Source organism: Micromonospora noduli, assembly GCF_003264365.1.
Taxonomy (GTDB): Bacteria; Actinomycetota; Actinomycetes; order Mycobacteriales; family Micromonosporaceae; genus Micromonospora; species Micromonospora noduli.
On record NZ_PYAK01000126.1, the window covers coordinates 1 to 2,439 of the forward strand.

The 2,439-nt window shown below is 73.6% G+C and carries 2 protein-coding genes and 1 pseudogene; 2 read left to right on the forward strand and 1 reads right to left on the reverse strand.

Annotation, left to right across the window (positions count from 1 at the left end; translation table 11 throughout):
- A partial coding sequence (locus GUI43_RS33190) for a serine/threonine-protein kinase (protein WP_112700716.1) occupies window positions 1–928 on the reverse strand: 928 nt, incomplete at its 3' end.
- 538 nt (window positions 929–1,466) lie between these two features.
- Between GUI43_RS33190 and GUI43_RS33195 the strand changes: the two genes are divergently transcribed.
- Together GUI43_RS33195 and GUI43_RS33200 are read left to right on the forward strand one after the other, a co-directional pair.
- Window positions 1,467–2,099, forward strand: a complete 633-nt coding sequence (locus GUI43_RS33195) for an RNA polymerase sigma factor (protein ID WP_112587112.1) — start codon at window positions 1,467–1,469, stop codon at window positions 2,097–2,099.
- 16 nt (window positions 2,100–2,115) lie between these two features.
- Window positions 2,116–2,439 (forward strand): annotated as a pseudogene (locus GUI43_RS33200) (hypothetical protein); the annotation flags it as partial.

Sequence of the window (2,439 nt, forward strand, 5' to 3'; positions counted from 1 at the left end):
GCCCGTCCGCCACCGCCGCGCCGACCGGCACGTCCGTGCGGGTGCCCGGCCCAGCGTCGCGCAGCGCGACCGGCCCGGCCATCGCCGTCGGCGGCTCGCCGCCGGTGACCGCCGTCCGAGCGGCCTCGGCCATCGCCGCTCCGCTGGTGAACCGCTCAAGCGGATCCTTGGCCAGGGCCCGAGACACCAGAGCGCGGACCGCCTCCGGAATGTCGTGCGGCAGCTCCGGCGGCTCGTCGTCCAGGTGCCGCACGGCGACCTGGAGCGGATTGTCACCGGTGAACGGCGGGCTGCCGGTCAGGCAGCAGTAGGTGACCGCGCCCAGGGCGTAGATGTCGGTGGCACCGCTGACCGGCCGACCGGCGGCCTGCTCGGGAGCCATGTAGAGGGCGGTGCCCGGCACCGCGTTGGTGCTGGTGATGCTGGTGATGTCGGTGGAGCGGGCCACGCCGAAGTCCACCAGGACGACGGTGCCGTCCTCCTGCACCAGCAGGTTGCTGGGCTTGACGTCGCGGTGCACGATGCCGCCGCGATGCGCCGCGTTGAGCGCTGCGGCCGCCTGGGCCACGATCGACATCGTCTCGGCCACGTCGAGCCGCCCGGCCGCCTCGATCCGCTTGGACAACGGCTCGCCGGCGACGAACTCCATGACGAGGTAGTCCGCCCGCCCGCCGTCGGGGAGGTCGTCCGCACCGCAGTCGAAGACCTGCACGATGCCGGGGTGCCGCAGCGCCGCCATGATCCGGGCCTCGGCGCGGAACCGGGCGATGAAATCGGGATCGGAGACCAGCGCCGGCAGGAGGACCTTGACCGCGACCTGTCGGCCGAGGATCAGGTCGGAGGCACGCCAAACGTCGCCCATGCCGCCCGTGGCGACACGTTCGTCCAAGCGGTAGCGACCGCTGAGCACGACCTCCGATGACAACACCGCATTACCGTACCTAGAGTGGCGCGGGGCGGCGCGCCGTGGCAGGGCCGCCGGGTGGCTGGTTCAGAGTGGCTGATCCGGCCTGACCTGTGTGGACGCTCGCCCTTCGTGACGCTGCGGATGTGTGGTGTCACAAAAAGCGACTATTTCCGTCGCTCGGGTCGACGATGGGGGCAAGAAACCGCCTACAGGCGTGGTGGGCGTCTGCTGCGTACTGACCGTTACGACGACGCGCCGTCGGGCAGGGTTGATAATTGTCACTCTTCCGTGACACGAGGCCGACTTGTCGGGTCGTGGCTGCCCTCTTAGCGTTAGCCCGGCTCGGGCCCTCCCGGCCACCTCGGCGGGCAGCGCGCCGATCGACCACCCTGGCGTTGGCCGCCGGACACGCCCCCCGGACAATCGTGGTCGCGGGCACAATCAGAGCGGTGGAGGGCGGTGCGGTGCTGGTGCTGATCGGGCGGACGACTCGTGCCGCGTGGCGTGCGCCAGCCCGGTTGGTCGGGCCGACACGCCCCGAACGATGCGTGGGGCGCGCATGACCGCCGACCTGTCGGAGGTGGTGACCGCCGCGCAGGCCGGGGACGAGGAGGCGTTCCGCTTTCTCTACCGCAGCCTCCAGCCCGGGCTGCTGCGGTACCTGACCGCGCTCGTCGGAGGCGACGCCGAAGACGTCGCCTCCGAGACCTGGCTCCAGATCTCCCGTGACCTGCCCGGCTTCACGGGGGGCGAGTTTCGGGCCTGGGCGGTCACCATCGCCCGTAACCGCGCGATGGACCACCTGCGCCGGCTGCGCCGCCGCCCCTCGCTCCCGGTCCCGGTGCAGGCGCTCGTCGAGCTCGCCAGCGACGCGGACACCGCCGAGCGAGCCAGCGAGACGATCGGTACCGAGACCGCCCTCGCGCTGATCGCCACCCTCCCGCCCCGGGAGGCCGAAGCGGTCCTGCTGCGGGCCGTGATCGGGCTGGACGCGGGGTCCGCCGGCCGGGTGCTGGGCCGCCGTGCCGGTGCCGTGCGGACCGCCGCTCACCGTGGCCTACGCCGGCTCGCGGTCCTGCTGGAGCGGCAGAGCCCGGCCGAGTCGTCGGTCGGGGTCGAGGAGGTGCCACCGCCGCGTGCGGGGAGCGGCCCCGCCCTGCGGGCATCGCACGTCGAACCGGCGGACGGCTGACGTGAGGGGACTCCCGATGAACTCGTTCCGGCGGGCCGACCGCGCCGACACCGAGCGGCTGCTCGACTCGGCCTCTGCCCGGGCGGACGCCACGCTGGATCAGGGCCCCTCCGTCATGCCCACGGAAGTGGACGCGAACTCACCCGGGGTGCACCTGAGCGCCCCGAACGTGCCCCCGGCCGAGCCGGTGGCCGCGTTGCTCGCCGCGGCGGCCGGCCCCGCTCGCCCGGGCGAGTTGGCCGGGGAGGACGCCGCGGTGGCCGCGTTCCGGGCCGCCCGGGCCAACCCGGTGCCGGCAGTGCCGCAGCGGCCACGCCGTCGCCGGATGACCACCGGCGCG

What these genes read in the sequence shown, in the direction of transcription:
- GUI43_RS33195 (WP_112587112.1), top strand. Translation starts at nt 1,467, where the DNA reads ATGACCGCCGACCTGTCGGAGGTGGTGACCGCCGCGCAGGCCGGGGAC.